This window comes from Nonomuraea sp. NPDC049784 (genome assembly GCF_040659615.1).
In the GTDB taxonomy this organism is placed as follows: Bacteria; Actinomycetota; Actinomycetes; order Streptosporangiales; family Streptosporangiaceae; genus Nonomuraea.
In genome coordinates this window covers 1-4,174 of record NZ_JBFAMX010000766.1, presented here as the reverse complement: position 1 = coordinate 4,174, position 4,174 = coordinate 1, and the positions used below count along the sequence as shown (strand labels likewise).

4 protein-coding genes are annotated in these 4,174 nt (G+C 73.9%); all 4 read right to left on the bottom strand.

The genetic code is table 11. The features are described 5' to 3' along the window. A partial coding sequence (locus AB0J09_RS58010) for a glycosyltransferase (RefSeq protein ID WP_360711654.1) occupies nucleotides 1–524 on the bottom strand: 524 nt, incomplete at its 3' end. After that, nucleotides 521–1,639: a glycosyltransferase family 9 protein gene (locus tag AB0J09_RS58005; RefSeq protein ID WP_360711651.1), complete on the bottom strand. Its 1,119-nt coding sequence runs from the start codon at nucleotides 1,637–1,639 to the stop codon at nucleotides 521–523. The genes AB0J09_RS58010 and AB0J09_RS58005, both read right to left, overlap by 4 nt. Nucleotides 1,640–1,680: 41 nt before the next feature. Then, the gene (locus AB0J09_RS58000; RefSeq protein ID WP_360711649.1) at nucleotides 1,681–2,697 is read right to left on the bottom strand and encodes a glycosyltransferase; all 1,017 of its coding nucleotides are present in this window, start codon (nucleotides 2,695–2,697) and stop codon (nucleotides 1,681–1,683) included. Continuing rightward, nucleotides 2,694–4,174: carbamoyltransferase C-terminal domain-containing protein (locus tag AB0J09_RS57995; protein ID WP_360711646.1), on the bottom strand; the 1,481-nt coding region annotated here is incomplete at its 5' end. The genes AB0J09_RS58000 and AB0J09_RS57995, both read right to left, overlap by 4 nt.

Genomic DNA, 4,174 nt, shown 5'->3' with positions numbered 1-4,174 from the left:
CGCAGTTCGTTCTCCTCGTCGCCGCAGGTGGCCAGCACGGCGTCGGCGCGCTTGCCGATCTCGCGCTCGGTGGCGATCCGGTGCTGGGGGCTGGTGTCGGCGTCGCCCTGCCAGCGCCGCTTGACCGTGCCGAGCGCGTGGAATGTCTGCACCACCGGCACCCCTTCGGCCGCCTGCAGCGCGGCCTGCCCGCTCATCCAGAAGTGCGCGTGCGCGACGTCCGGCGGGTTCGCGGCCCACCGGTCGGCCAGGCGCTCGGTGAACTCCGCCATGTACGGGGGCAGCTCGTCTTTGGGGACGGGGGCCGGGGGGCCGGCCTTGACGTACTCGACCGTGACGCCCGGCGCCATGGTCACCGACTCGGGTTGCCGCTCGGATGAGCGCCGGGTGTGGACGACGATCGTGTGCCCGCGTTCGGCCAGCGCGAGCGCCAGCGCGGCGACGTGGACGTTCTGGCCGCCGGCGTCGACGCCGCCGATCGCTGCCAGCGGATCCGCGTGCTCGGAGATGAGATCGACCTTCACTGAGTCAGCTCCCTCACTGCCTTGACCACCTGCTCACTTGTCACGTGGGACAGGCACGGGTGTCCGGGTACCGGGCAGGTACGCGCTCTGCTTCCGCGGCAGGGCGCGTCTTGGTCGCCGAGCAGCACCGTGGGCACCCCGTACGGGGCCCACCGCGCCGCGGGAACGACGGGGGCGAACAGGCTCACGACCGGCGTCCCGACCGCCGCGGCCAAGTGCGCGGGGCCGGTGTTGCCCGCCACGAGGACGCCGGCACGCTCGATCACGGCGGCCAGTTGGGCAAAAGTGGTCACGCCTCCGAGGTCGGCCGCGAGGTCGCCGGCCACGTAGGCTGTGAGGTCACGTTCTGTGCCGGTCACGAAGACCCGGTGTCCGTCCTCGACCAGCTCCCTCACGGTCTGCCGATGCCGGTCGGCCGGCCAGGTCCGTGCGGGGGCCGATGTCCCCGGGTGCACCACGACATACGTGCCTTTTCCTTTGCCGGCATCGGCGCCGACGCCTAGCAGGTGCCCTATTTCTTTGCCTATATCCGGCAATGGCCGCTGAACAGCGAGTTTGCCGTCATCGCCCTTCGGCAGTTCGAACCCCGCCGCCCTGGCGACCGCCAGCATCCGCTCGGCCTCCGGCACGTCGATGCTCTCGTCCACGACGTGCCGGACGTCCAGGAGCGAGCCGGGGTAGTCGTTGCTGATGGCGGTGATCCTGCGGACGCCCGCCAACCTGAGCAGGAGCGCCAGCGGGAGCGCCGACTGATGGAACGAGGTGAGGAGCACCGCCTCGTCCACGTCTGTGATCTTGGCCACCAGGTCGGCGACCTGGCCTTTGCTGACGGGCGGCGGGGTGTGGTCGATCCACGGGGCCCGCCACTCGATGACCTGGTCCACGCCGGGCAGCAGCTCGGCGGCCTGCCTGCCGTTCGGGCCGGCCAGGAAGACGATCTCGCGGGCCAGCGTGCGCACGGCCCTGACGGCCGGTCCGGCCAGCAGCACGTCGCCCGCGTCGTCCAGCCGCGCCACCAGCACCCGGCCCCGGTCCTCTCCATCCCGGCGCCGCTCCGGCTGGGCGACCGCCGACGTGCCGGGCTCGCGTGCGGCTTCGGCGGCGCCCGCCGTCATGCACCGCCTCGGACCGCACAGCGTTGCAGACATACGACCGCTCATCGCCGAGCCCTCCATTCCCCCCGCAGCCGGTGCACGCAGGCGACCGGCGGGATCACGACGCTGGTGACGACCATCCGCCACACTTCCCGGGGGGTACGCGGGCCCGGCGCGATGCGCCGGCACGCGAACTCGGCGGTCATCGCGGCCCACGCGGCACCCGCCAGCCCGGCCAGCACCGGCACCACCCGCACCCCCGCTTCCGGGGCCCGCCCCATGAGGCGCGCACCGGCTCGCCGGCTCGGCCACCCATCGGCTCGTTTGCGGAGTGCGGCCGCAGCCAGGGTCAGTGCCGCGAGCGCGGCCGCCGTGGTGGCCGCGTGGACGCGCAGGCGGCCACGCCCGCCGCCGATGGCCGTGCGCCAGCCCGGCCCGTGCAGGCGGCGCATGAGCGCGTCGTCCGCGTTGCCCCGCTGGAAGCGCACGCTCGCCCAGAACCCGTCCTCACGCACCGGGTGCGCCGTCACCCGAGCGCCCTTGACGAGCCGGTGCCCCGCCCGCGACACCCGCAGCGCCAGGTCGGCGTCCTCCCGGTACGCCCGGGGGAAACGTTCGTCGAACCCGCCTACCGACTCCAGCACCGTCCGCCGGTAGGCCATGTCCGCGGTCACCCACAGCGCGTCGGCGAGCCCGGCGGTGTTCCGCTCCGCGTCGGTGGGCCGCCGGTCGGCCGGCAGCGGCACCTCGATGCGCCCCTGACTGCCCGCCACGTCCTCGGGCAGGTCGACCAGGTCCTTCCAGACCGCCTCGGCCCACCCGGGCGACGGGACCACGTCGTCGTCCAGGAACACGACCCACGGCGTCTCCGCGGCCCGCCATCCGGCGTTGCGCGCCGCCGCGGGCCCGCGGCCGCCGGACCGTACGACCCGTACATGATCAGGTTCTACGTGATCGGGCACGGAGAGGCCGGACGCGCGCGTGTCGTCCACCACGATCACCGGGACGCCGGAGCCGACACCCGCCAGCGTGGCACGCAGCGTGGGCCGTCCGACGGTGGGGATCACCACGGTGATCACGAGCCGAACACCTCCCCGCGCCGCACCAGGTACGGCCCCAGGGCGAGCACGTCCACCGGCGAGGACCCGAAGCACTCCAGCGCGTCACGGGGATCGTCGACCATGGGCCGCCCGGCCGTGTTGAGGCTCGTGTTGACCACCACGGGCAGCCCCGTACGCGCCTCGAACTCGCTCAGCACCCGCGCCATCAGCGGCTGCGCGCCGGGCGAGACGGTCTGGATGCGCGCGGTCCCGTCCACGTGCACCACCGCGGGGATGCGCGGCGCCCAGTCGGGATGCACGTCGTGGACGAACAGCATGTACGGCGAGGGCACCGGCCCGCGCCCGAAGATCTCCGCGGCCCGCGACTCCAGCACCATCGGTGCGATGGGCCTGAACTGCTCGCGCCCTTTGACGTCGTTCAGCCGCTCGGTGTTGCGCGCGTGCCCGGGATGGGCCAGCAGCGACCGATGCCCGAGCGCCCGCGGCCCGTACTCCGACCGTCCCTGGAACCAGGCCACGATCTTGTCGGCGGCCAGCTCGGCGGCCACCGCGGCGCCCAGGTCGGCGGGGCGGGTGTGCGGCACGCGGGCCACGTCCAGCCAGGCGCCCAGCTCCTCGTCGGTGAAGCCGCGCCCGAGCGCCGCGCCCGGCATGGGCCCGGCCGGCTCGCCGTAGACCTGCGCGAGGTGGAGCGCTCCGCCCAGCGCGGTGCCCGAGTCGCCCGCCGCCGGTTGCACCCACACCTCGTCGAACGGCCCCTCGTCCAGCAGCCGTGTGTTGGCCACGCAGTTCAGCGCCACGCCGCCGGCGAGCGCGAGCCGCCGTTCGCCGGTGCGCTCGTGCAGCCAGCGCACCAGCTCCAGCAGCACCTCCTCAAGCCGGGCCTGCACGCTGGCGGCCAGATCGGCGTGGTCGGAAGTCCAGGCAGCGCCCTTGCGCAGCGCCTTGGCGTAGCCGTTCCAGTCGACCGGCTGGACGCGGAACCCGCCGTCCGCGGTCGTGTAGATCACTTCGCGCAGCGCCTCCAGGTGCCGCGGGCGGCCGTACGAGGCCAGCGCCATGACCTTGTACTCGTCGCTGGAGCGCAGGAAACCCAGGTGCTCGGTCACGTCCTCGTACATCAGGCCGAGCGAGTGCGGCAGCTCCTGCGCGGCCAGCACCTCCAGCTCGCCGTCCCGGTAGCGGCCCGCCAGATGTGAGACGTTCTCGCCGCGCCCGTCGCACACCAGCACCGCGCAGTCGCGCCAGGGCGAGGCCAGCCCCGCCGACGCGGCGTGCGCCACGTGGTGCGGGACGTAGGTGACCTGGCCGGGATCCAGCGCGGGCAGCGCCGTGGCCAGGAACGCCGGGGCGCGTACCGCGTACTTCGTGCGCAGGTCCTCCCAGTCGCCCTCCGGCCGCTGCACGACCAGCGACGGATCGTACGAGTAGGCGACGGCGTCGATGTCCTCGGGGGAGAGCCCCGCCTCGCGCAGGCACCAGGCGGCGGCCTGCT

What these genes read in the sequence shown, in the direction of transcription:
- AB0J09_RS58005 (WP_360711651.1), bottom strand. Translation starts at nt 1,639, where the DNA reads ATGACGGCGGGCGCCGCCGAAGCCGCACGCGAGCCCGGCACGTCGGCG.